The sequence below is a fragment of the Mycolicibacterium moriokaense genome, from assembly GCF_010726085.1.
GTDB lineage: Bacteria > Actinomycetota > Actinomycetes > Mycobacteriales > Mycobacteriaceae > Mycobacterium > Mycobacterium moriokaense.
Genome location: NZ_AP022560.1, coordinates 6,070,360 through 6,094,412, shown reverse-complemented (window position 1 = coordinate 6,094,412; position 24,053 = coordinate 6,070,360). Strand labels below are relative to the sequence as shown.

The window sequence follows — 24,053 nt, the reverse complement described above, 5'->3', positions numbered from 1 at the left end:
CATCGGGGTAGATCAGGGTAGAAATGAAAACGTGCCTGAACTCAAACTCGGATATAAGGCGTCGGCCGAGCAATTCGACCCGCGCGAACTCGTCGAACTCGGTGTCGCCGCCGAAGCGCACGGCATGGACAGCGCAACCGTCAGCGACCACTTCCAGCCGTGGCGCCACGAGGGGGGTCACGCGCCGTTCTCGCTCGCCTGGATGACCGCGGTCGGTGAGCGCACCGAGCGCCTGTTCCTCGGCACGTCGGTGTTGACGCCGACGTTCCGCTACAACCCTGCGGTCATTGCCCAGGCCTTCGCCACCATGGGCTGCCTGTACCCCAACCGCATCTTCCTCGGGGTCGGGACCGGTGAGGCGCTCAACGAGATCGCGACCGGACACGAGGGCGACTGGCCCGAGTTCAAGGAGCGCTACGCGCGCCTGCGCGAATCCATCAGGCTGATGCGCGAATTGTGGCTCGGTGACCGCGTCGACTTCGAGGGGGAGTACTACAACACCAAGGGCGCCTCCATCTACGACGTTCCCGAGGGCGGCATCCCGATCTACATCGCCGCCGGCGGTCCACAGGTCGCGAAGTACGCGGGTCGTGCGGGCGACGGGTTCATCTGTACGTCCGGCAAGGGCGAGGAGCTGTACAAGGACAAGCTGATCCCTGCGGTCATCGAGGGGGCGCAGGCGGCCGACCGCGATCCGGACAGCATCGACCGGATGATCGAGATCAAGATCTCCTACGATCCCGACCCGAAACTGGCGCTGGAGAACACGCGCTTCTGGGCCCCGCTCTCGCTGACCGCCGAGCAGAAGCACAGCATCAACGACCCCATCGAAATGGAGAAGGCCGCCGATGCACTGCCCATCGAGCAGGTCGCCAAGCGCTGGATCGTCTCATCGGATCCCGACGAAGCGGTCGAGATGGTCGGGCAGTACGTCAAGTGGGGTCTCAATCACCTGGTGTTCCATGACCCCCGCCACGATCAGCGCCGTTTCCTCGAACTGTTCGCCAAGGATTTGGAGCCTCGGCTGCGGAAGCTGGGCTAACCGACCGCGGGCATTGAAACAGGGTGGCGTTAGCGCTCTCCGAGTCCGAGCAGGTCGAGCGCGGTAGGGGGCCAGAACCCGCGAGCCGGGCCACCTCGGCATGCTCCGTCGGTCTCTCCCGGATTGATGATCCACAGAAGACCATCGAGCTCGCCACCTTCATATAGCCGCGGCGCTGGTCCCAGCCGAGCCCCCGGCGGGTTGCAGTTGTTCGGTTGCGGCCCCGCGCCGTTTCGCCCGACGTCGATTATGAAGTGCGAGTCGTTGATGCCGAGCTTGCTGAGTTCAAACCGTATTCGCTGCGCATACCGGACCTCGCCCTCGGTTGTGTAGTGGGCAGCGACGTTGAGGCTGAAACCAGCAACCTTTTCGACACCCACCATGTGCAAGCGGTCCGCGATTTCCGCTGGGGCCAGCCAGGTTTCGTTGCCCGCATCGATGTACACCCGCGCACCCGTGGTTGCAAGGGCGTCGACCGCGTATCGCAGCATGCTCAGACGGTCACCCTGCTCACACCTGCCAAGCTGCGGAAGTGCATCGGGTTCCAGGATGACGATTGCGTCGTCATGTCCTCGCAAACCCGCGGCGATGCCGTCCACCCAATCCTTGTACTCCTGCTCATCGCGCGCACCCCCGGCGGACCATCCGCCACAATCGCGCTGCGGGATCCGGTAGAGCACCAACGTCGGGACCGCATTCGCGGCTGCGGCGCCGTCGACATACTCCTGCACATCATCCCGGGCTGTCTCGGTGGTCGACCAATCGGTGAACCATTTCGCTTGCGGCGTCTCGGCGATCGGAGCGAAACGCGGGTCCTCCCGTGCTGCTGCGATCGCCAGCTGGTGGGGATCGATATACAACGGGGTATCGACGGGTGTGCTGCCCGCCAACGTCTCGGACTCGGCGGTATGCGGCGCTCGCCGCGCAGCGGCGATCGCTACGACCGAAGCAAGCACAATGCCGACGACCGCCGCTATTGCGACCGCGACGATCACTCGTCTCTTCCGTCGCTTCGACCGCGGTTGCCGCGGCGGAACTGGACCTACTGCCTCGCCGCTCACCGCGCGCCGCTTTCTTGGTGTGTGTCGCGAGGTTGTGCGAAGAACATCACCATGAGGGGAACGATCGTGACGGTCCAGAACGTCGACCGGTCGACGAAACCCAGCGGTACCTCAAGGGAACCGCTGACGCCGATACCTGTGACCAACATCGCAGCAATCGCCAGGCAGCGGCTCGTGGGCATCGTAGTGGCGTACGTCTGTACGAGAAGCGATCCAAGAGCAAACAACGCGAGCATCACCCCACCAGTGGCAAGGAATTGCACAAACTGATTATGACCTTGGTAGGCGGCGGCACTCAAAGGGGATGTGTCGCTCCCCGCGATTCGCTCGTACCAGTCATGGCCAAGACCGAACATAAACGCCCGTGACGACCACTCTGTCAGGGAGCCCCTCCAAATGAGAGCGCGATCGGTGAACGCCTCGTCCTCCCATCCCATTAACGGCAGCGCACACATCGTGACGATTGCCGCAGTGGTTGCTATACGTGCCACAGCGGACGCCGAATGGCGCCAGCCCAGATCCACGAGGCTCCAAACCACAATCCCTACTGCCAGCATGCACCCGATCGCGAGCAATGAACTGCGACTCGAGGACCAAACAATCGCGAACACGACGATCCCCAGGCCTGGCAGCCGCACCCACCACCGCGGCAGCGTAGCCACCGCTGCAGCCCCGATCGCGAGATACAGGCCCAGTCTGTTCTCCGATGTGAACATTCCCTGTAGCAGGCCCAGCGACGGGAATACCGCCTTGTCGGAGCGCTGGCTCACCGTCCCATCTGCTTCATGCACGATACCGGCGTCGGGCATCAAGACACCAAACGCAATCGCGATGATCGCCGTCAGCACCACCAGCGCACCCAGTGCTTTGAGCACACGATGGCTTGGCTGCAACGCGGCCAGCGCCAACACGACCAACACGTAGAGGGCGCTGTCGGGGGTTGGTGCGCCGGAATACAGGTCACGCGTCAGGATCCATAGCCACGGCGCCAGCACCACAGCGATGCGCCACAGGCCCGGGCGAGTGACGTCGTTGATTCGAAACAGGATGATTCCGAGGCAGGTGGCCACCGCCAGTAGGAAGAACAGCTTGGAGGTCACGTTAGCGGCGGGGGTCCAGATCGAATCGTTGCCGATCGGGACGAACACCTTCTTCGCTGTCAGTGACAACACGATCTGCGATCCGACAGACCGACACCACATCAGGACGATCAGCAACCCGGCTGCGGCATCGCGGGTGATGAACAGCCGACTTCGCTGTTCCATCGGCCCCCTCTCGGTCGCGCTGCCCTGTCCTGCCGCCGAAAACGCAACACGCAGGTAGGTTGTGGATGTTACCGGCCGGAGGAGTGGGGAACGGGTGCCAACCGGAGACGGGCGCTCCGCCAGCGGCAACGCGCTCCTTGCCCTGAGCGGTCAATGGGGTCGTTATGCGCTTCAGCTGCTCGCACTCGTTGTGTTCTCGCGGCTGCTCAGCCCGGCCGACTTCGGACTTGTCGCGATGGTCACTGGTGTGGTGGGCATCGCGTGGGTGATCGGCGACTTCGGGCTCTCGCTGGCTGCACTCCAGGCCGCGGACCTCGACGCACACCAGCGCACCAACCTGTTCTGGTTCAACAGCGGGATAGGCCTCATCGTGGCCGGTCTGGTATGTGGAGCGGCCGGACCGCTGGCTGTGTTCTACCACGATCCGCGCGTGCTGCCCGTCACCGTCGCCTTGGCCTCAGTGTTCCTGGTCAACGGGTTCGCGGTGCAATTTCGTACCGAACTCAACCGTGAGCTGCGTTTCGGCGTGCTGGCTGCTGCAGAGCTTCTCGGGCAGACGGCCGGATTCGCCGTGGCGCTGGTCGGGGCGCTCGTCGGGTGGTCGTACTGGGCGCTGGTGGCTATGCAGGTGATCGCGGCGGTCGTTACGAATACGGTCATCGTCGCGCGGGCACGCTGGTGGCCGGGGTGGTACCACCGCGGTACAGCCATGCGATCGTTGTTGGTCTTCGGCACGAACACCTTTCTCACGCAGGTGGTCAACTACGTGTCGAGCAATATCGACCAAGTCGTCATCGGCCGAATCTGGGGCGCCACCACACTTGGGTTCTACAACCGGGCGTTTCAGATTGCCCGTATACCGGCCCAACAGGTGGCGGCCCCGCTCACCCGCGTCGTCCTTCCCTATCTCGCGAGACGCCGCGGCGACCCAGCGTCATATCTCGACGCGTTGAGGAAGACTCAGTTGGCTGTGACCACGCTGCTGCTGTCGCTGCTGGCATTCGCGGCGGGCACCGCTGACTGGCTGGTCCCGGTGGTTCTCGGCGATGGCTGGCAGCCGACAGTCCCGCTGCTTCGCGTCCTCTGCCTGGCGGGAGCCCTACACGCGGTTGGAAACATCACGTATTGGGTGCTGCTCTCGCAGGGCAAGACGCGCCTGCTTTTAGTCACCGAGCTTGGAGCTCGGGTCGTCATGATCGCACTGATCATCGCCGCCGCCGCCAAGGGGCCACTGTGGGTGGCGCTGGCTGCCACGGCCGGCCAAGCCCTGCTCTTCATCTCCGCCGTGTGCTTCGCGCTTCCGCGAGCTGATGTTCCAGTGGGCCGGGTTCTGCTGCCGGGGTTGCGACCTGCTGTCTTGTTCACAGCCGCAGCTGCTGCAGCGTGGGGTGCGGGCCACCTCGCGAACACGTTGCCGGACTTCGCTGCGCTGCTGATCGGTGCGGTCGCGTTTTGCGTTGTCTGCGTGGCCGCGATGGCACTTCGGGGTTACCGCCGCGACGTCGGCGTTCTGTTGGCGCTTCTCCGCAGTGTGCGGCGCGGAACGATAAGTGGATGAGGGGAGTACGGCTGTAGGAGATCATGTCGAGATGGCCGATCGTTATCTGATCGCGGTTGCGACGTACCGACGCCCAACCGGTTTGCAGCGATTGCTCGACAGCATGGAAGCGGCGGTCTCCTCGACGAGCGTCGACATCCTGGTCGTCGACAACGATGCTGAAGGATCTGCGCGCTCGGTCGCCGTCAACCATTCGCTTCGCCCCACGTACGTGATCGAGCCCGAGACTGGTGTCGCGGCTGCTCGTAACCGCGCACTTGCTCACTTCAGCGATCAGTACCGGGGGATCATCTTCGTCGATGACGACGAGCGGGTATCCCCGGATTGGCTGACAGCCCTGACGGCCTATGCGGCACAGACGCAGGCTGACGTCGTAGTAGGTGCGGTCATCAGCGTGTTCCCCGAACCTGCACCGGAGTGGGTTGTGCGTGGTGGGTTCTATCAGCGCCGAATCCATCCAAGCGGTCATCGTCTCCACACGGCACCCACGAACAACACCTTGCTGCTTCGTGATACGTGGCTTCGTGCCGGCGCGCCCCTATTCGATTCTTCGTTTTCGGCGCTGGGAGGTGAGGACTCTGACTTTTTCCGTGGAATCCGAAAGTCGGGCGCTGCCGTACTGTTCTGCGCAGAAGCCGTGGTCTACGAAGACGTTCCGGCGGAACGGCTGTCATTGCGTTGGGTGCGCCGCCGTGCGATCCGTACCGGTGTCATTGACACGCTGGTGCGAAGGAAGCACCATGACTCGTTGTTGGCAGGACTGGGAAGGGGGGTCCGAAGTGCTGGATATGGGATCATCTTCCTCGGCATCGGGCTGGTAACACGCCGCGGCCTCCAGGCGAGGCCTTTCTTCAATTTGTTTTATGCATACGGGCAATTTGCGGCGCTCTTCAACCTCCGGATTGAGGAATATCCACGCGCGAGCGGTCCGGACGGCAGTCGCTAGCTCGAAGGGACCGCGACGGTGATAGATCTGAGTTCGTACGACACCGATAAATCTGAGGAGTACTTGGCCCGTTACACGCGTGAGTTCGGCCATCTGTTCACCAAAGAGATTGCGTTACTTGAACTTGGCGTGCAGCGAGGTGGTTCCATGTACCTCTGGCGCGACCTGTTCCCGAGTGGACAGATCGTCGGCTTGGACTTGAACCCCATAGAGATTCAGGATGATTCGGGTCGAATCCATATCTATCAGGGCTTCCAACAGGACCCGACGGTCCTTGATCGTCTCGCGGCTGACGTTGCCCCTGATGGCTTCGACATCGTCATCGATGACGCTTCACATCTAGGAGAATACACCCGAGACTCGTTCTGGCACCTGTTTCGTCATCATCTCAAACCCGGCGGAATATATGTCATTGACGACTGGGGCTGCGCATACCGGAGCGACTGGGAAGATGGCCACAGTTACAGAGGGTCTCGCGACGCGATTGGCGATTTTCGCGACGATGAGCCGCGTGGTCGGAAGACCGAAATAGGTCTACGCGAGCGCATGAGGCGTTCGATTCGCAGGGCAGCGCGCCCGATCTCGGCAGCGGTTCCCGAAAAGCTGCGGCCAAAGCTCGAAAGTCTTTACATGCGACTAGGTGGCATGACGATCAAGACTCGGTTCCCGAGCCACGACTATGGCATGGCGGGGGTCATCAAGCAGCTCATCGACGCTGTCGCACTATCGACAACCGAGAACGGAATCGAGAGTTTACACGTGTACAGGTCTCAGGTATTCGTGCACAAAAGTCTTGATTGAGCGCGTCAGTCCTGCGAAAGTGGTTCCACCCCAACTATTTTTGCCGACGACGGTACCCACTGCTCAAATCTTGTAAGCCTCGCGCCAGAAGCGTGCCGGGTTGCGGATCGCCCGTGCGAGCTTCGCGCGCTGCATGCGAGCGTGGGCCTTCTTCAGCTCCGGTGCGTGAGGGCCGCGACCCGCGGAGAGGTAGCCCCACAGCATTGCGAACGAACCGATCACGTACGGGCGCCGAACGAGGTAGCGCGCGCAGTGTAGGAGGAAGTAGGGGAACCAGTAGCCGGTCCACCGGCACCCGCGCCCGTTGCGGTATCGCCCGTGGATGATGCCTTCGCTCGCACCGGTAAGGCGTGCCAACTCGAAATGAGCGTCGGTGTCCACGCGCGTTTCAAGCCCCGCGACGCTCGCCGCGACCTCGTCCAGCACATCGAATCCAATTGCCGTCGGTATCGACTCGGTCAGTTGGTACGCCTCCGTCGTATACAGCTTGACGGCGCCGAGGACGTGGAATTTCTGCTCGGTCATGCCCTTTGACACCGTGATGCCGCCTGCGATGCCGACGCCGTCGCGCGCAAGTCGCACAACCCGTTCGAGGTAGTCGGGAGCCAGGCGCACGTCGGCGTCCAGCTTCATCACATGCGAATAGGGCTTCCGCGGAAGCGTATGCGTAACGCCGAAACGCCATGAGCTGAAGGCCGACCCGCCGATCAGTCCGCCATCGTTGGTCTTCGAAAGGACGGTGACCTGGTTCTCTGTGTCGAGCTCGGCGAGACGCGCGACGGTTCCATCGGTGCTGCCGTCGTCGACCACCACCCAATCGAAGTCGCGGAAGTGTTGCGCGCGAAGCGAAGCTATGAGACCCGGCACGTTGTCGGCCTCATTGTGCATCGGCGTGACGATAAGGACGGTCATATGTCTTTCATCTGCCTTCCCGAACGGCCGCCGGACCACATCACGACGAAGCGTTAGATACGCGTCAGCGACTGGTTATCGATCGGATGTCTCCTCGCCGTTCTCGTCGGCCGGCGCCGGCTCCTCGTCCGCGCGAGCTTCTGACAACACCACGCCCAGGACATTGGCTCGCGCGCGTCGCAATGAGCCGGTGACCCGTAGCAACTCCGCGCGTGGGGTACTTCCCGCCGCTGCGACGATGACGACGTTGGAGATGTGTTTAGTGAAGCGCGCGGCGTCGCCGAAGCTCGCGATCGGCGGGGCGTCGACGATGACCACATCGAAATGGTCGGCAAGATATCTCACCAACTCGGCAAACTCCCCGCCCGCGAGGATCTCCCCCACGTCGATGCCGTTTCCGCCGCAGGGGATGACGGTGAAACCGCCCCAGTTGTCCTGGAGAAGTGACTGGTCGAGTCTCATCCGGGCGACAGCAAAGTCAGCGACTCCCCGCGTCTGCGTCATGCCGACCAGGGCAGACAGACGGGTTTTGCGGACATCGGCGTCGATGAAAGCCACCCGCTTCCCGGCTGCGGCGAGCGCACCGGCGACATTGGCCGCCAGCAGTGTCTTGCCTGCACCCGTCCGGGGCGAGGTGAAGATCAGGTTCGGCGAGTCTTCGACCGAGCACAGCACGTCGAAGGCGATTCGATGAAGTATCGCCCGCAGTTCGGGTGGTTGCTCGGTGAACGGCAGCAGGCCCCGAGCTTTGACGTTCCGCGCCGTCGGAACCCCCCCGAGATACGGCACGCCCGAGGCGGTGACGTCACTGCGCCTTCGTATCCGGGTATCGAAGTTGTCTGCGAGCACCGCAGCGAATACCCCGGCGATCAGCGCCACCCCAACCGCGACGGCAAGGTTCAACAGCATGTTGGGTGACGATCGGTGTGCGGGTATGTCGGCTGGTTGTAGCACGGCGACTTGGACCGGCGATTCGGCGACCGAAGGGGCGCCTTCGAGGTCAGCGATAGCCCAAGACATCTCGTTGGTGATGCGGTTGGCGATGGAGGCGGCGTCGGCAGCCGTCGGCGCCTTCACCGCCAGGTCGATCACCAACGTGTTGCTGGGAATGGTGACTTCGATCTGTTCGATCAGTTCAGGCACCGTGACGCCCAGATCGAGCGAGTCTATGACCGGCTGCAGGACCTGGTTGGTGGTCACGACCTGCGCGTAGGTGGTCATACGATCCGCGAGATATGTCTCAGCGACTTGGCGGGCCGGCAGGCTCGCATAGGGGGACAGTTTGGGCACAAACACCATTCGCGCGTGCGCCGTGTAGGTCGTCGGAATGAGGAATCCCGCCCCCACGAGTCCTGCGCCGACCACGAGGCAGACGAGGAGGAGTATCCGCCAGCGCCGCACCAGCAGTCGGCAATAGCTGCGAAGGTCCATATCCCACCAGACTTGTCGGCACCACGTAACGAGGCCCGCATGTTAGCGGTGGCCTGCTCCTTGAGTGACAATAGCGTGGTGAAACCCGGAGAGTGACGAGGTGACACGAGCGCAGGCCCGCCGATCGGCGCGTACTCGTCGCAGGCAACCACTCCGGGGTCCGGAGTGAAGCCCGCGCCGACTGTCAAACAGTTCGATAAGACGGGCGTTTCGCACGTAACTCGCGATTGGGCAAACAGCTACAATCCGACCTTGGGCAGTCCCTGATGGCTGTGAGGGAAACGAAACCTCGAACGACTCGAAAGTGGAACAGCTTGCGCTCTATCGGTTCAGTCTCGTTCCCGGTCCCGCAGCAATACCGGATTGAGGGAGCTTCAATTCCGGCCGACGGAATCGGGGGACTGTGAAGGGTCGCAGCGTTGCGGCGTGGACGCTCGCCTTGGTGATGGTGCTCGTTGCGCCAGCAACATTCGCTGGACCGGTCATCGGCTCCGCGTATGCGCAGCCCGGCGACGTCGGCGACGCCGGCGATCAGGCGCCCATTGCCCCCGCGCCGAACGAGGGAGGCGTCACGTTGCCTTGGCCCGCCCTCGGCCTGCCATCCACCATTGAGCTATACGGCGACAGCACCGCCAGTTACACCGTGCCACTGCCCGCCGGGCTGAGCGCAACGCGGTTGCAGGGGATGATCCACACGCCGTCGAATATCGCTGCCGGCTACCTCGAGATCGACGACGGCGACGGCAAGTTTCTAGCTGCGGTCGATCTGCCTCCCGCGGCCCCCGGCCTGGTAAGGACTCCATTCGACGTCGACATATCGGCGGCTCGTATTCGACCTTCTTCAGTGCGCCTGTCGTTCACAGTTCACGCAAGCGACTCCGGTGACCGAGTGTGTGGCCCAGCCCAGCGATTGACACTCAGTGATCTGGCAACCGTGTATGCCGGAACACAGCTTCCCGTGACCACGATCGCCAACTTCTTCCCCCCGGTGCTCGAGAGGGTGACCATCTACACCCCGACCGACGCCAACCCAGCCGAACAGCAGGCGGCGCTGACGTTGGTATCCACACTGGCGCGTCTCTACGCACCCCGGCCGCTGCCTATCGCGGTCGTCAGCCAACAGCGCGGCACGGTACCGCCGCCCGCCTTTGGACTAGATCGTGCGGTCGTGGTCGAGAAGGGCCGGCCTGGTCTCACCGTCGAAAACGCCGGGATGCCGAACGCCTACCTTCGGGTCTCGGGTGAAGGCGACGCACTGTCGACCCAGGTGTCGTTGCTGGTCAATCGGTTGCAACCGCTGGCGCAGGCACCCACGGCCCGTGTCGATCAAGCAGAGGCGGCCACCGCTCTAAGTGGCGATACGCTGACGTTCAGCCAGTTGGAGGTGAGTGAAAAGAACACCACCTTCCTGAGGTCGACCACCGTGGACGTTGGATTTGACCGGGCAACTCTCGGGCCTAGATTCGACAAGCTGCACGTGCATCTGCTCGCCGACTACACGCCTGTGCCCGCAGATGACGCGGCAGCCGTCGTAATCCGCTCTCAAAATGTCGTCGTCTATCAAGCCCCGCTCGACGGATCCGGACATCTCGACGCGACGTTCGACCTGGAGCACCAGTTGGTCGACCGACAATGGATCAGCCTGGATTTGGCTCTCACCTACACCCCGAATCAAGACTGTGGGCCGTTGGTGGCGTCGATGGCATTCCAGATCGATCCACGATCGACCCTCACCATGCACCGTGGAGGTCCTCCGCTCGAAGGGTTTGCTGCCTTTCCGTCCGAGTTCAGCCCAAGCTTCATGGTGGCGCTTGACGGCAGCAGCCCGGATCAGCTCAGCTACGCCGCCCGCGTACTGACCGCGATTGCGCGCCAAACCCAGGTCGAAATCAAGCCGCAAGTAGTGAATATCCAGGCGGCGGCTGACGCCAACTCCGGGGCCCTGATCGTGGCCAATTCAAAAACCATCAAGCAAACATCGCTGACGCCACCGGTCAGCGGCGACGGCTCCATCATCAACTTCGGATTGCCGGCCGAACTGAACGTGAACATCGAATACGGGCTTGGATCCATTCAGGCTTTCGCCGATCCCCCGCGTAACCGTTCCGTCGTCCTTGTCACGACGACTGGCGATTGGACGCTGGTAGACCCGCTGTTCAGCTATATCGACGGGACGACCAGCGACTGGTCAGAACTGACGGGAGACGTACTCGCCGCGGGCGCGGAAGGCGTCCCGGTTAACGTGGCGATCCGACCAGCGGGCGACATCTTCGTGCCGACGCCGTCCACCAGCGCGTGGCATTCGTGGGTCGCGGCCTACGTTGCGGGGGGCGCCGTTCTCGTGGCCGTTGCGGTCCTGGCGGTGGGCCTGTACCTACGTCGGCGCCGAATCCGCCGAACTCGCAAACTGGTCGGCGCACACAGCGCAGGCGATTCGTATCCCCAATGAATTCAGCGGAACGGGCAAGTATTCGAACCGATCACTCGAGGCGGGCTCCGATAAAGCCGGCTAGAAACTTTGCCACGTGGCCGACTTTGCCATCGGATACGATCTTCCCGCAGCACGATCGAATTATCTGAAAATAAATAATGGGGGCAGCGATCTGCTGTGCGGCTGCCCGTCTGTTCGGGGAGTCGTCCTATGCCCGCAGCTGCCTTTGACAGTCCGTACGCTGAGGCTTTGTTCCAGCGACTTTCCACGCGCACGGCTCGCACCGGCGTCATCGGCCTCGGATATGTCGGCTTACCTCTGGCGGTCGAGTTCGGCCAGGCCGGGTTCTCCGTTGTCGGCATCGACATCGACAAGCGCAAGTGCGATGCGATAAACGCCGGGACTTCTTATGTCGCAGACGTGCCAAGTTCGGCGGTTGCGGCGCTGGCCGATGCCGGCCGCCTCCACGCCGTGACCGACCTGGGGGCGGCGGGTCGCCTCGACACGATCAATATCTGTGTGCCTACACCGCTGCGCAAAACCCGAGACCCCGATATGACGTACGTGCTTACTGCCGCACAGTTGGTGAAGGAGCATCTGCACCCAGGCATGCTCGTGATCCTCGAGTCGACCACCTACCCGGGTACGACGGAAGAAGTTGTGCGAAGCATCCTCGAGGAATCCGGCCTGCGGGCGGGATCCGACTTCTTCCTGGCGTTTTCGCCGGAGCGCGTCGACCCGGGCAATGTGAAGTGGAATACCAAGAACGTGCCGAAGGTCGTGGGTGGCCTGACGTCCGATTGCTCGGCGTTGGCCGCTGAACTCTACGGGGCGTCCATTGATCGCGTCGTCCAGGTCAGCTCTCCGCGCGCAGCCGAGATGGTCAAGTTGTTGGAAAACACGTTCCGCGCCATCAACATCGGTCTCGTCAACGAAATGGCCCTGATGTGTGACCGAATCGGTATCAACATCTGGGAGGTCATCGACGCTGCCTCGACGAAACCCTTTGGCTTCATGCCTTTTTACCCCGGTCCGGGACTTGGCGGGCACTGCATTCCGATCGACCCGTTCTACCTCTCGTGGAAGGTCAAGGAGGTGGGCTTTGAAGCCCGCTTCATCGAACTGGCCGGCCACGTCAACGCGGCCATGCCGCGGTACGTCGTCGACAAGATCGCCGACGCACTCAATGAGCAGGGTAAGTCGATCAAGGGAGCCAACATTCTCGTGATGGGCGTTGCATATAAAGCCAACGTCGACGATGTTCGCGAATCACCTGCGTTGGATGTGATCACGCTTCTGGTGAAGAAGGGTGCGTGCGTCACCTACCACGACCCCTTTGTGCCGCATATGGATGCGGAATATTCGGGCACCGGCCACCGCATGGATTCGGTGCCTTACAGCCGCGAAACTGTGGCGGCAGCGGACTGCGTCGTGGTGACGACCGATCATCAGACGTTCGATTATGTGGAGCTCGTGCAGGCTGCGCGCGTCATCGTCGACACCCGGAACGCTGTCAAGGTGTCCGCACCCAACGTGTTCAAACTCGGTGCGCCCAACCCCGGCGCGTAAGGTCTATTGCGTTCTGCACCCTGGTAATTCTGTGAGGTCTCGGATCATAGAGATAGAGAATGCCATCTTGGTGGTGGCTCATCCCGACGACGAGATTCTCTGGTTCAGCTCGATCCTCGGCCTGTGTAAGCGCGTCATCGTCTGCTACGGCGTATCAGCGGGGTCCAAACAGAGTTGGGACAGCGGACGCGCTCGATTGATGGATACGTACCCGCTTGCCAAAGCGAAGTTCTTGAAAGTCACACTGTCCGGCGGATTCGACGCGGCCAACTGGAATCAACCACAAGAGGTTGACAGTGGACTGCGACTACGCGGACCCGCAGCCGCGGCATACGAGAAGAATGCGGACGAACTGTTTCGCATGTTGGAGCCGGAATTGGCATCCGAAAGTCTTGTTTTCACGCACAACCCGTGGGGTGAATACGGTCATGAAGAACATGTCCAGGTATTCAGAGTGCTCCAGCGGCTACAGGAACGAATCGGATTCGATCTCCTTGTCGACGGATATGTCAGCGATAGAAGTACTGAGCTGATGAGGCGCAGCCTGCATCTGGTGAAGGGCGCCCCATTAGTGCGCGAGACTGACAAAACGTTGGCTCTTCAATTGAAGACCTTGTATATGGACCATGACTGTTGGACATTCGACGATGATTTCGAATGGCCGGAATTTGAGCTGTTCTATCCCGTGGGTCGGGCCGGTGACCGCAATCCGAAGGCGTCGGCCGCCGTGCCCCTCAACCTCATCAGCCGAAGTCACTACGTGAGCCCGGTCAAAAAGGTGGTAAAGAACCTCGTCCCCGAGTCAGTGAAATCTGTAATCAAGAAGGCATACAAATAGATTCGCTGCATGCGCTCAAGAACAACCGCGACAGTGTGATTAGATACCCACATCTGCGAGCCGGCGGCATCTCGTTGGCCCAGAAGCCATACAGGGGATGCTGATGCCGTCAGTAGCAGTCATCGGAACACGTGGTTACCCGAGTTATTACGGGGGTTTCGAGACGGCAGTCCGCAAGATTGCGCCCTACTTGGTAAATAGCGGCTGGGACGTCACGGTGTACGGGCGACGTGGGACCACACGTCCCGACGACGAAAGTATCGAAAGAGCTGTTACCACCCGGGTAACCCGTGGACTTGAAACCAGGAGTTTGAGCACGCTCTCGTACGGAATGACATCGACTCTTGATGCTGCCGTACGCCGGCCGGATGTCGCCCTTGTGATGAATGTCGCGAATGGCTACTTCCTGCCTCTACTCAAGGCCCGCCGTATTCCGACACTGGTGAACGTGGACGGAATCGAGTGGGAAAGAGGCAAATGGAGCCGACTGGCGCAACGCGTTTTTCGTATCGGCGCAGAATTCACTGCGCGGTTCGCGAGCGGCCTCGTCTTCGATTCGCACGCCATCGAAGCCTACTGGTCCCAAACGTTCGGAGTGGCGGGCACATATATTCCGTATGGTGGCGAAGTACCGCCCCCGCTGCCTCTACCCGAAGGTTTGGCACATCGAGGTTATGTGCTGCTGGTCGCGAGATTTGTCGCCGAAAACAGTGTGCCGGAGTTCTTCGAGGCGGTTCCTGCCATTGCTGCCCGTCACCCTGTGGTGATAGTCGGAAGTTCTGGATATGGAGGGGAGTTGGACGAAGCCGCCTCCATCCTTGCGGCAGACCATCCGTCAGTCTCGTGGCTTGGCCATGTGAGTAACGACGGTCTGCTCCTTTCGCTTTGGCAGCATGCTGGCGTGTATTTCCATGGCCACAGTGTCGGGGGCACCAATCCTGCACTGATTCAAGCGATGGCGGCTGGGGCGCCGATCGTGGCGAGAGACACGATCTATAACCGCGAGGTTCTCGGGCCCGCAGGCAATTTCGTGACGCCGGATTCGGACGCGATCGCAAAGTCGATACTGGGGTTGATGGAAACCAGTGTCGAGGAGCGTGAGGACGCCGGTCAGGCGAATGTCGAGCGAGCCAAACAGCATTACTCATGGGCACAGGTCTGCGCCGACTACGACCGTGCTCTCCGCGAGCTTGTCCGCCGTTAGAGGTGGGGTAGCGCGGTGATACCCTGCCCTTCATCGAGTGGCATTGGAGGACAAAGAGATTAGGGTGTTGAACAGTATTTCACCCGCCGCTGGTCACGTGTCCGTCGCCTTCCCGCCCCTCGTGAAGATGCCCTCGATACCAGTAGCTGAAAGGTCTTTCACAGATGTGCGCGGAGGGTTGGTGCCGTGATGAAGGTCGACGATGGGGTCATGGTCACGGGCAGTGCAGGATTCATCGGCACCGCCCTGACGACGCACCTTCGCGAAATCGGCCGTCCGGTCATTGGCCTCGACCGCGTCGCTGAGCCGGCCCCCGATGCGCTGCGTCTCGACCTGACAGTCCTGCGGGAAGACGACCTACCTCGACCGTGCCCGTCGACGATCATCCACCTCGCCGCCGTCTCCAAGGAACCTGGCAGTCCCTGGCGGGATTATTTCGCGAACAACGCAGAGGGCACCCGCCGCCTCTGCCGGGCGGCCGAACGGGCGGGTGTGCAGAACATCGTCTTCACGAGTTCGATGATGGCCTTCGCCCCTGGTCCCTGGAGACGAGCCGAGGACGACTTCCTCGATGCCGATACGGCATACGGTTGCAGCAAGGTGCAGGCGGAGGAAATCCTCCGAGCGTGGCAGGTTGCCGGGCCAGGGCGCCGTCTGCGCATCGTCCGCCCCGGCGTGGTTTTCGGCCCCGGCGATCAGGGCAACATGCGGCGTTTGATCCATGGCCTGAGTAGACGGCGCTTCGCCTACATCGGTCGTCAGGACACGGTGAAGAGTTGTATCTACCTCAAGGACATGTTGCGGCTGCTGGTCCAGCTCATCGATGACGACGGGCCGCACGACACTTACCACGCCGTGTACCCACAGCCGACCACGATCCGAGAGATCGTCGATGCCATCAACCGGGCGTGGGGCTGGAACCGACGACCGCCGACCGTTCCTTATCGCCTCGCTCTAGCGGCGGCGACGCCCTTCGGGCTGATCGATCCGCGGGGCGAACGTTTCGGCATTCATCCGCGGCGCATCCAGAAACTGCATCTCGATACCAACATCAGCTCGGACCGGTTGGCCGATATCGGCTTCGTCCAACAGTATTCGTTATCCGAGGCGTTTGCCGATTGGCGACGGGAATGCGGCGGGGGGCTGCCTCAATGAGGATCGGGCGCCAGCTGCGCCGCGACCTCAACACAAGATGATTCGGCTGTTCGCGACCGCGCTCGGTCTGGTCGCGTTGGCGGTCGGTGCCGCGGGATTGGTGGCCCGCTATCTGCCCGTGACGAACGAGGTCGTGCTCGTCGTCGCCGCGGCGGCGCCGTACCTCACAGTCGCGAGTCTGATCGCGCTGTTCATGTTCGTCGTATCGCGGCGCTGGGTGCTGACGATCGTTGCCGCCCTGCTGTGCGTGGTGATGATCGCCGTTCAGCTGCCGCGCTTCATCGGACCCGAGAAAGTGGGCGTGCCGAGTGTCGCCGTCAGGGTGGTGACGGCGAATCTTGGCCGGGGACACGCGGATCCGCGTGCCGTCACCGAACTAGCCGGCACGACGGCCGACGTGCTGGTGATCCAGGAGCTGACGCCGGAGGCCGCAACGGGGTTGTCCGGGGCGGGACTGGACGCGATTTTTCCGTATCGCGCGCTCAACCCCGCAGCGCGGAGTTCCGGGGTCGGGGTGTGGAGCAGGTATCCGATCATCGACTCCGCGCGCATCGACGCCTATGTGATGCCGATGCTGCGAGCGCGAATCCAGGTGCCGGGGGTGATGTTCCCGACGACTGTCCTGTCGGTGCACCTGGCCGCGCCGTGGGTTCAGTCGCTGCACTACTTCCGCGACGACGTCGCCAACTTCCCGGTCACGTTGCGTGAGCTGTCCCGCGAGGCCGGCTCGGGTGCGGTTATCGTGGCCGGTGATTTCAACTCGACGCTCGACATGCAGCCGTTCCGCAAGCTGCTCGCCGAGGGTTACCGCGACGCCGGTGAACAGGCCGGCGCGGGCCTGACCCGGACCTACCCGAGCAAGCCCTGGCGCAGGCCGGTGATCGGCATCGACCACGTGCTCGTCCACAACTGCTCCGCGTCCTCGGTGCGGACCGTCGCACTGCCCGGCTCCGACCATCGCGGGTTGGCAACGGTCATCGACGTCCCGGTGGATCCGACCGCGAGTTATCCGGTGGTCTGAGCACTCGGCGGGGCCGGACGCCCCGTGGTGCGGTAGATGCGGAACCGTTCGTCGCCCGTAGCGCCGTAGACGGAGTGCACCAGTGTGCCGAGGCCGGCACCGTCCGCCCACAGCGACGGATAGCGGATGTTCAACGCGTCCGCTTGGGAGATCGCCGGATTGCTCGCGACGATGTACTGCACGCCGAAGTCCCACGGCCGGTTCATCACCGCGGTGAAGTCGTAATCGCTTGTGATGACGAACTGTTTCGGGTTCTTCGACGCCAGCCAGACACCCCACGTGTTGAAGGTGTCCATCAGGACGGACCCCTCAGGCAGGTGCTTACGATCGAAGTATTGCGCCAACGAGCGGTCGTTGACCATCAGCCGTCGGTACCACTGTTCGGTGGGCGGATAGTCCTCGGGATAGATGAGCGACTTCAACCCATACTGCAACTGCTGGTTGCCGATCCGCTCGTTCGACATCGCCAGCACCGTCACGGGCAGTCCAACCGTCAGGGACGCGCACAGCAGTCCCGCACCCACTCGGCTCGGGATGCTGTCCGCCCGCCACCACGCGCGCGCAGCCCGCGCGGCAGAGGCAACGGGCTCCCAGGACGCCAACGCGATGCACACCACCAGCGGGACGGCGAGCAGATAGAAACGGAACCAGCCGAACGTGGTCGACGAGTATTGGCTCCACGCCGCGAAGGCCAGGATCGGGCCGAACGTGAAGACGGGGACCAGCGCATCGGCTTTCCTGCACAGTACTGCGAGCACCACCGCGCCCGCAGATGCCAGCCCGACGAACGGCTGCATCCCCAGTATTCGGGCGGAGATAACGACCCAGTCGTCGGAGGCGGCCTTCATATGCGGGCCCGCGCGTTCGGCGGCGGCGGCCACCTGACTTCCGTTGCCGTACTGCGACGTCAGCGTCGCGAACGCCTCACCGGAGACCACCCACCCGGTGAACGCCCATATCGCGAGTGCCGCCGCGAGGGGGAACAGCACGATGATCACGGCGAGAACCGCGGAGTTGAGCCGGTTGCCGCGTTCGGAACGGCGGAAGGCGATCACGGCGACCAAAAGGGCGGCGCCGCAGGCGGCGGCGACGATCTCGTACCGAGCCAGGTAGCCGACGCCCAAAGCGACTCCCGCCCAACCGAGATCGCCCACCCGCCGCTTGCTCACCCACTGCATCAAGTGACGGGCACACCACAGCACGCAGAACACCTGCGCGGCTTCGCTCATCCCGGAGGCGCCGTAGATGATGATCATGGGCTGCAGCGCGAAGCACGCCACTGCGAGCCAGCGCCATACGTCGCCGACGCCGCGGTCCAGCGCGATCCGCCGAACCATCACCGCCGCACCCGCCATGAACAGGGCGCTCTGCGCCACTCCGGCGAGCCCGTGCGTCTTCAGCTCCGGCCACCAGTGGCTGAGCTGCAGTACGGGCACTTCGACAAGGCTGGGCAGCGGGTTCCAGACGAATCCGATAGCGGAGAGGTGGGGGTGGCGACTCATCACCACATATCCGGCGTTGGCCACCCGGCTCGGCGCATCCGGGTCGAACATGTTGTACCGCAGAATGAGCACCGCACCGACGGCGAAGTAGAACGCGGTGAGGACCGCGAAAAGCGCGATGCCCCAACGCCTTGCCGGTGCCGTCATGGTGTCAGCTCCTGGCACGTCGCCGGACAACCACCCATATGGCCGCAGCGAGCACCGCGCAGCCGCCCAATCCGATCGTCGCCCAGGCCCACCACTTCCACGGGTCGCCTGGGTACTCGTTGACGAGGCCCCCGCCTTCGCGAACGGTGAGGTTCACCGTCTCGTAGGCCGCGCCGGTTGCGACGACGTCTCCGGTCAGCGAGGCCCACCGGTTCGGCAACGAACGGATGTATTCGAAGCTGGCGTCGACCAACGACCAGTCGCCGCTGCCGGACACGGCCAGCACAGTGCGGTCCTTGTCGGTGAATGCCTGCACGACACCCAGCGCGCCCTTCAGGTCGACGTCGGTGGACGTGGCTCCGGTGACCTCGACCGTGTTCGGACCGCCGGGTAGCAGCGGCGCTTTCATGTTCGCCTTGGCCAGTTCGTCGCTGCTGGTGACGGCGAGCAGCGGGGTGCTCGATGCGGCGGCGGCCGAGAAGGCGGTGAGCCGTGGCCGAAGCATCACCCCGGTGTGCTGTCCCATCAGGTTGATCGCCTGTGCGGCGTGCGGTAGGTGCTCGGGGCTGTCGATCGCGACGTCGAACTCCGGGGTGAACGCCATCGGCAGAATGGGGAACCCGCCCCGGTTGTGTGTGCCGGGGCTGACGGCCACCGTCGATGCGGGGTCGAGTGCGAACGTCATCCGGTCGTTCATCGGTGCGCATTCCTGGCGTGGCACGTACCGAAGTTCCATCGCCATACCGATATTCGAGGTGATCGACTCCGGCGGAATCTCACCGGTGAGGTCGAGGACGCCGGAGTTGTCCAGGGTGTGGGTGGCGACCACGGTGGAACCCGAACGGATGAGAATCGATCCCTCGCCGCCGCTGATGGGGGTGTACTTCGCCTTCAGGTGAATGGTGGCGTTACTGATGGACCCGACCCCGAACTCGCTGACATCGAATCCCGCGTAGAGCGTGCTGGTCCCGAGAACCGACGTCGAACCCGTCATGCCGAGCTGGCCGAATGTCTTGATGTTGGTCGACTGAGCCACATCGGTGCGGGCGGAAAGCACCACCGCAGAATCGGTTTGCGCCAGTCCGATGCGTCGGTCGGTGAGCAGGTCCACCTGCTGCATCAGTTCGTCACCGGTGCCGGTGATCGCCAACACGGCGTTGGGGGTGCCCGGGTTCTCGACCGCGATGCCCGCCTGTTCCCCGTCGCGCATGTCGATCACGCGCGTCAGCGGGCTGCCCGCCAACGGTGGGAACTCGGTGGTGGTGACCGTGATCCGCACGGGCATCGGACGGTAGACGCGAGTCAGGGCGGACACCAGATTGAGAGCGGCCTGCTGCTGGCTGCCGCTCGGGTGGGGACCGACGTTGATCAGGATCTGGTCGAGGTAGCCGGGCAGGAATCCGGCGACGGTGGTGGGGTCCGGGGGTGGGCCCGAGTACGTGGTCATGAGCTGGCTCAGGGTGAGCGAGGGCGGCACCGAGCAGCTGTTCGACGGCGGGTTGTTATCGCGCAGAATAAAACTCAGCGGTGCTCGGCCCTCGGTCACCTGTGCGGCGGTGATGTCGACCACGAACGGCGCCGTGGAGACGCCGACAGGCACGCCGATGCTGCCGAGCACGATGCCGCGGGAATCCATGACGTCGACGCGGCCGTCGATCACGTTGACGACCGATCCGATCTCGCCGGTCAGCAGCGCGGGGCCGATACCTTCCGGCACGGGAATCGATGTGTCGAACTTCTGGTTCGCACCGATCAGGTCCATCCGCTCTGGCAGGCCCAACTGTGTCCAGCTGATCGCCGGCGTCACGTTCGGTTCGACTGGTTCGACCACTTCGACTGGTTCGACTGGTTCGACCGGTTCGACCGGTTCGACCGGTTCGACTATGTCCGGCTGTGCCGACACGACAGGTCCGCCCGCGATCACCGTCTGGCCGACGACTGCGCCGGCGGCGACAACCGCCACGATCAGCGTCCGCGCGATCGCGTGCATCAGTTTCCTCCAGAGGTTGGGGTCGAGGCTGCCTGGTGGGTGAGACCATGCACCGTCTTCTCCCAGAAGAACGGCCGGAAAACGAACTGGTACAGGGCTTTCAACGCGGCAATCGACTGCAGCACCCAATACATGGGCGCCAGGAGCGCGGCCCACCACAGGTAGGGCTTGCCGAGTGCCTGGGTGGCGATCAGCCCGACGAAGACCGAAAGCGGTGCGCCGACGATGAACAGCGCCAGGCAGATGTAATAGGTGATCGGCGGGAAGAGCTCGGTCACGAATTGGGGCCTGCCGAGCACCCACACCACCATGATGAACCAGAAGACCAGGTTGATGGCGGCGGTCAGTGGCACTCCGCCGGTCATGTTGACCAGCCGCAGCGTCGCCTTGGTACCGACTGTCTTTCGCAGGTCGGCCGGTGTCCGCAGGTGGACCATCATGGTCTGCAGGTAACCCTTGTACCAACGGGACCGCTGCCTGATCCAGTTGACCACGTCAGAGTTGGCTTCCTCCAACGTGATCGAGTCGAGAATGAGTGTCCGGTAGCCGTGTCGGGCCAGGCGAACACCCAGGTCGGCATCCTCGGTGACGTTGAACTCGTCCCAGCCACCGATCTCGCGCCACACCCTGGTCGACATGTGGTTGGACGTTCCGCCCAGCGGCACCACGCACCGCAGCTCGTCGACGGCGGGCAACACGACTCCGAACCACTGGTCATACTCCAGCGAAAACCACCGGGTGAGCAGGTTCTGGCGCTCGTTGAAGTACGCGAGCCGCGCCTGCAGGCAGCCCACGTCGGGTGGGGTGCGGCGGAAAGCGACGACCGCGCGTCGCAGCTGCAGGGGGTCGGGAATGTCCTCGGCGTCGTAGATCGTCACCAGCTCGCCCCGCAGATCGGGCAGAGACATACCGTAGTTGCACGCCTTGGGCTTCGTCTTGGGCAGGCTGTGGGGCACCAGGACGATCCGCACGGAACGCAGGTCCGCATCGAAAAGTGCGTTCTGCGTGGCGATATCGTCCTCTTCCACCAGCAGCAGGATCTCGAGCTTGTCGCTCGGGTAGTCGAGCTTGCCCACGCCATTGATGAGATTGGAGACGATGGCCGGTTCGTCGTAGACGGGCAGCAGGACGGTGTAGACCGGCAGTTCCCCGTCGGTCAGCATCCTCGCCTCGTCGTCGCTGACGCGGATCAGGGCCGAGGACTTCAGACCCCTGAGCACGAGATAGTTGCGGTCGATCGTCGAGCAGAGATACAGCAGCGCGATCGACCCGGTGATCAGCGGGGGTATGTCGTGCGGCCAGAAGATGATGACGGTGATGAGCACCGCCGCCAGGATGGCGAGGATGATCAGCGAGGTGCGCCCGAGCAGTGTGCGTGCCGACATGTGCGCCGGCAGCACAACCGCTTCGGACGTCTCAGACACCGGTGTCTGATGGGGGTTCGGGGCCGGACGAGTTCTTCAACAGTTCGATGACCTGGTCCGCGCGTTCGACGACGAGGGGGTCCACCTGACCGGTGCCGTCGGGCTGCTGGCGGGCCAACCACAGCGCCGGTTTCAGTGACATGTCGAGAAACGACAGCTCTTGCGGGGTCGGCGGAGGTGCATCGGTGTTAGGTGCCTGATTGACGATGACGGTGACACGTTGATGAGCGGTGCCGGTATCCCACAGCCAGGTGACGGCGTACCAGTCGACCGCGTTGGCGTCGGTCGTGGCATCGGCGTTGCTGTGGATGATGCGCGCACCGGCGGGCATCGCTTCGCCTGTCGCCGACTGGTATTCGAGTGGTCTGCTGCTCGGATACCAGACCATGTGGTCGAGATCCCGGAGCGTCGAGGGCTGCCGGGCGGTGAGGACATCGACGGCTGCCGCCGGCATGCCGGCCGCCGCGGGCACGGTATAGCGGACCAGTGTGGCGTCATGGCCGGCGAACCTCGTGATGAACGGGAACGTCTCCGGCGCACCGAGTCCGGCGCGTTGCACCCAATCAGCCGCGGCTTGCGTGGCGTCCATGCCCCGCGCGTGTGGCGGATTGACCACCAGCAGCGCCACGGCCATCAGCACCAGCGGCACCAGCGACAGCGGTGAGCGGCGCGGCAGGTTGGGCCGGGTGGTTGTCATGGTGGTCTCGTGGTTTGCGCCGGCCCGCAACAACATCACCACCGTGACGATGACGGGCACGATGCCCGCGACGAGCACGACCGTGGCGGCGAGGCTGAGGTGATCGCCCAGCATCAGTGTCAGCGCGACCGCGGTGGCCAGGCATACGAGGGTGGCCAACGTGCGGTGGCCGAGCGGTGCGCGGCGCCCGGCGAGAAACACGGCGACGGCCCCGACAACGGCTGTCAGCAATGCGATCGTGGTATCGGACCCGCCGAAGGCGGCCGCCGTCATGAGAAACGGCAGCGGGCTGACGCAGCACAACGCGAACAGCCACATCTGCCACATCTGCACGACGTACCGAACTCCGAGCATGATCGCGAACAGGCACGCGGTCCAGAGGATGACGCCGAACAGGTTCAGCTGCCACAGCGTCGCCAAGGTCGGCGTCCGATGCTGTAACAGGTGAAGTCCGGTGAAGCCGAGGATCCCGACCAGGACGGCGACTATCCAGTCCGACTCACCATCGCTAATGCCCCGCGGTGGTTGCCGGTATCCGGTGGCGATGACGGCCATGTGGATGGGCAGGACAACCAGGAGTATCGCCCGCGAACCCGTCAATGCGTGGCCGATCACCTCTGCGATCGCGAAGGCATAGGCCCCGAACGCCAGGGCGCCGACGAACGCGAGGCGGGGCCAGTATCGCTGCGTGAGGGGTATCGACGGGGGTGGTGGTGGCTCATCAACCAGAACAAACGGGCGCACGGAAGCGGCGAGCGTCGTTTCCAAGATTCACCTTTGAACAGCCCCCCGACGGGCAGTCAGTTACGCTATTTGCCGCAGCAACAAGATCGCTGATAACGGCTTTAAGCTTCCAAGAACAGTACCAGCAAATTCCGGAACTTGGCGTGGCGTATGACCAATATCACATGTGCATTGATTACTCGGAGCCTCGCAGCGGATAAACCGCAGCGTGCTAGGCGTGTCACCCGGCCCCCGAGGCCGTACGCGATCAAGATCGTAAACGACATTGGCGCTCAGTGCAGTCCAACCGGCCGATGACCGAGCGTGTCCTAGGCT

18 protein-coding genes are annotated in these 24,053 nt (G+C 63.2%); 10 read left to right on the top strand and 8 right to left on the bottom strand.

Going from position 1 to position 24,053, the window contains the following annotated elements; translation table 11 throughout:
• The first annotated feature begins 31 nt into the window (after positions 1-31).
• Positions 32-1,042 carry a glucose-6-phosphate dehydrogenase (coenzyme-F420) gene (fgd, locus tag G6N43_RS29720; protein WP_083156846.1) on the top strand — a complete coding sequence of 337 codons (1,011 nt, stop codon included), beginning with the start codon at positions 32-34 and terminating at the stop codon, positions 1,040-1,042.
• Between the two features lie 29 nt (positions 1,043-1,071).
• Here fgd and G6N43_RS29715 read toward each other — a convergent pair whose 3' ends face one another.
• Together G6N43_RS29715 and G6N43_RS29710 are read right to left on the bottom strand one after the other, a co-directional pair.
• Entirely contained in the window at positions 1,072-2,037 is a 966-nt protein-coding gene (locus tag G6N43_RS29715; RefSeq protein ID WP_163658270.1) for a glycoside hydrolase family 6 protein, read from the bottom strand.
• 62 nt (positions 2,038-2,099) lie between these two features.
• The gene (locus tag G6N43_RS29710; RefSeq protein WP_083156844.1) at positions 2,100-3,368 is read right to left on the bottom strand and encodes a hypothetical protein; all 1,269 of its coding nucleotides are present in this window, start codon (positions 3,366-3,368) and stop codon (positions 2,100-2,102) included.
• 94 nt (positions 3,369-3,462) lie between these two features.
• Here G6N43_RS29710 and G6N43_RS29705 point away from each other — a divergent pair, with 94 nt between their 5' ends.
• From G6N43_RS29705 to G6N43_RS29695, 3 genes are read left to right on the top strand one after another with little or no spacing between them, the layout of a single operon-like run.
• A complete protein-coding gene (locus G6N43_RS29705) occupies positions 3,463-4,926 on the top strand; it encodes a lipopolysaccharide biosynthesis protein (RefSeq protein WP_163658268.1) in 1,464 nt (487 codons plus the stop codon).
• A 31-nt stretch (positions 4,927-4,957) separates the two neighbouring features.
• The gene (locus G6N43_RS29700; RefSeq protein WP_083156842.1) at positions 4,958-5,872 is read left to right on the top strand and encodes a glycosyltransferase family 2 protein; all 915 of its coding nucleotides are present in this window, start codon (positions 4,958-4,960) and stop codon (positions 5,870-5,872) included.
• A gap of 18 nt (positions 5,873-5,890) precedes the next feature.
• Entirely contained in the window at positions 5,891-6,673 is a 783-nt protein-coding gene (locus G6N43_RS29695; protein WP_083156841.1) for a class I SAM-dependent methyltransferase, read from the top strand.
• 63 nt (positions 6,674-6,736) lie between these two features.
• Here the strand turns inward: G6N43_RS29695 and G6N43_RS29690 are convergent, their stop codons facing one another.
• A complete protein-coding gene (locus G6N43_RS29690) occupies positions 6,737-7,561 on the bottom strand; it encodes a glycosyltransferase family 2 protein (RefSeq protein WP_244960525.1) in 825 nt (274 codons plus the stop codon).
• A 99-nt stretch (positions 7,562-7,660) separates the two neighbouring features.
• Positions 7,661-9,016, bottom strand: coding sequence for a tyrosine-protein kinase domain-containing protein (locus G6N43_RS29685; RefSeq protein WP_083156839.1), 1,356 nt, complete (start codon positions 9,014-9,016; stop codon positions 7,661-7,663).
• Positions 9,017-9,659: 643 nt separating this feature from the next.
• On the opposite strand from G6N43_RS29685, the gene G6N43_RS29680 reads away from it, so the two are divergent.
• The 6 genes from G6N43_RS29680 to G6N43_RS29655 all read left to right on the top strand — a co-directional run bounded on the left by G6N43_RS29680 (position 9,660) and on the right by G6N43_RS29655 (position 17,234).
• Positions 9,660-11,465, top strand: coding sequence for a hypothetical protein (locus G6N43_RS29680; protein ID WP_244960505.1), 1,806 nt, complete (start codon positions 9,660-9,662; stop codon positions 11,463-11,465).
• A gap of 159 nt (positions 11,466-11,624) precedes the next feature.
• Positions 11,625-13,016, top strand: a complete 1,392-nt coding sequence (locus G6N43_RS29675; protein ID WP_244960504.1) for a nucleotide sugar dehydrogenase — start codon at positions 11,625-11,627, stop codon at positions 13,014-13,016.
• Positions 13,017-13,089: 73 nt separating this feature from the next.
• Positions 13,090-13,854 (top strand): PIG-L family deacetylase, encoded by a 765-nt coding sequence (locus tag G6N43_RS29670; protein WP_234810269.1) that lies wholly within the window; start codon positions 13,090-13,092, stop codon positions 13,852-13,854.
• A gap of 97 nt (positions 13,855-13,951) precedes the next feature.
• The gene (locus G6N43_RS29665; protein WP_308206528.1) at positions 13,952-15,058 is read left to right on the top strand and encodes a glycosyltransferase; all 1,107 of its coding nucleotides are present in this window, start codon (positions 13,952-13,954) and stop codon (positions 15,056-15,058) included.
• A 189-nt stretch (positions 15,059-15,247) separates the two neighbouring features.
• Positions 15,248-16,213 carry an NAD-dependent epimerase/dehydratase family protein gene (locus G6N43_RS29660; protein ID WP_083156837.1) on the top strand — a complete coding sequence of 322 codons (966 nt, stop codon included), beginning with the start codon at positions 15,248-15,250 and terminating at the stop codon, positions 16,211-16,213.
• A gap of 37 nt (positions 16,214-16,250) precedes the next feature.
• Positions 16,251-17,234: an endonuclease/exonuclease/phosphatase family protein gene (locus tag G6N43_RS29655; protein WP_083156836.1), complete on the top strand. Its 984-nt coding sequence runs from the start codon at positions 16,251-16,253 to the stop codon at positions 17,232-17,234.
• Here the strand turns inward: G6N43_RS29655 and G6N43_RS29650 are convergent.
• From G6N43_RS29650 to G6N43_RS29635, 4 genes are read right to left on the bottom strand one after another with little or no spacing between them, the layout of a single operon-like run.
• Positions 17,219-18,883, bottom strand: a complete 1,665-nt coding sequence (locus tag G6N43_RS29650) for an ArnT family glycosyltransferase (RefSeq protein ID WP_083156835.1) — start codon at positions 18,881-18,883, stop codon at positions 17,219-17,221. The genes G6N43_RS29655 and G6N43_RS29650 overlap by 16 nt on opposite strands.
• Positions 18,884-18,887: 4 nt before the next feature.
• Positions 18,888-20,873, bottom strand: coding sequence for a hypothetical protein (locus tag G6N43_RS29645; RefSeq protein ID WP_163657907.1), 1,986 nt, complete (start codon positions 20,871-20,873; stop codon positions 18,888-18,890).
• Positions 20,873-22,258 (bottom strand): glycosyltransferase family 2 protein, encoded by a 1,386-nt coding sequence (locus G6N43_RS29640; RefSeq protein WP_083156872.1) that lies wholly within the window; start codon positions 22,256-22,258, stop codon positions 20,873-20,875. The genes G6N43_RS29645 and G6N43_RS29640 overlap by 1 nt, the downstream gene beginning before the upstream one ends.
• Before the next feature lie 31 nt (positions 22,259-22,289).
• Entirely contained in the window at positions 22,290-23,762 is a 1,473-nt protein-coding gene (locus G6N43_RS29635) for a hypothetical protein (protein WP_133056583.1), read from the bottom strand.
• Positions 23,763-24,053: the final 291 nt, after the last annotated feature.

What these genes read in the sequence shown, in the direction of transcription:
- G6N43_RS29700 (WP_083156842.1), top strand. Translation starts at nt 4,958, where the DNA reads ATGGCCGATCGTTATCTGATCGCGGTTGCGACGTACCGACGCCCAACC.
- G6N43_RS29640 (WP_083156872.1), bottom strand. Translation starts at nt 22,258, where the DNA reads ATGTCGGCACGCACACTGCTCGGGCGCACCTCGCTGATCATCCTCGCC.
- G6N43_RS29645 (WP_163657907.1), bottom strand. Translation starts at nt 20,873, where the DNA reads ATGCACGCGATCGCGCGGACGCTGATCGTGGCGGTTGTCGCCGCCGGC.
- G6N43_RS29650 (WP_083156835.1), bottom strand. Translation starts at nt 18,883, where the DNA reads ATGACGGCACCGGCAAGGCGTTGGGGCATCGCGCTTTTCGCGGTCCTC.
- G6N43_RS29710 (WP_083156844.1), bottom strand. Translation starts at nt 3,368, where the DNA reads ATGGAACAGCGAAGTCGGCTGTTCATCACCCGCGATGCCGCAGCCGGG.
- G6N43_RS29660 (WP_083156837.1), top strand. Translation starts at nt 15,248, where the DNA reads ATGAAGGTCGACGATGGGGTCATGGTCACGGGCAGTGCAGGATTCATC.
- G6N43_RS29690 (WP_244960525.1), bottom strand. Translation starts at nt 7,561, where the DNA reads ATGCACAATGAGGCCGACAACGTGCCGGGTCTCATAGCTTCGCTTCGC.
- G6N43_RS29665 (WP_308206528.1), top strand. Translation starts at nt 13,952, where the DNA reads ATGCTGATGCCGTCAGTAGCAGTCATCGGAACACGTGGTTACCCGAGT.
- G6N43_RS29655 (WP_083156836.1), top strand. Translation starts at nt 16,251, where the DNA reads ATGATTCGGCTGTTCGCGACCGCGCTCGGTCTGGTCGCGTTGGCGGTC.
- G6N43_RS29685 (WP_083156839.1), bottom strand. Translation starts at nt 9,016, where the DNA reads ATGGACCTTCGCAGCTATTGCCGACTGCTGGTGCGGCGCTGGCGGATA.